A 606-nucleotide genomic window follows, 5' to 3' on the forward strand; every position below is an offset into this window, starting at 1 on the left:
CGAGCGCGAGGCGCGCGGCGAGCCGCTGACCAGGGCCGAGCTCGGCGTGCTGCTCGCCTATGCCAAGATCGTGCTGTTCTCCGACATCGTCGCCAGCGACGTGCCGGACGAGCCGCATTTCGACCGCGACCTGATGGGCTATTTCCCGGAGCGCATGGCCAAGAAATTCGCCGGCGAAATCCGCGACCACAGGCTGCGGCGCGAGATCATCGCGCGGGTCGTCGCCAACGATCTCGTCAATCGCGGTGGGCCATCCTTCGTCAACCGGCTGCAGGAAGCCACCGGCCGGCCGGCGGCCGATGTCGTGCGCACCTTCGCCGTGGTTCGCGACGGCTTTGCGCTGCCGGCGCTCTATCGCGAGATCGACGCGCTCGACAACCAGATCGACGGTCAGATCCAGCTCGATCTCTACCAGTCCGTCAGCCGGCTCATCTTTGTAACCAGTGGCTGGTACCTGAAGAACGAAGCCGGCTCCGCGCCGCTCGGCCAGCGCATCGTCGAGCTACAGGAGGCCCGCAAGGCGCTCGAGCCGAAGCTCGTCTCGCTGCTGCCGGCCTTCTCGCGCGAGCGCATCGAGGAGCGGCGGCAAGGCCTGTTCAAGGGTGG

At 67.3% G+C, this 606-nt stretch carries 1 pseudogene; it reads left to right on the forward strand.

The window, feature by feature from the left end:
• Nucleotides 1–606, forward strand: a pseudogene (locus tag EOA24_RS40250) (NAD-glutamate dehydrogenase domain-containing protein); the annotation flags it as partial.

Source organism: Mesorhizobium sp. M2A.F.Ca.ET.039.01.1.1 (assembly GCF_003998035.1).
Lineage (GTDB): Bacteria > Pseudomonadota > Alphaproteobacteria > Rhizobiales > Rhizobiaceae > Mesorhizobium.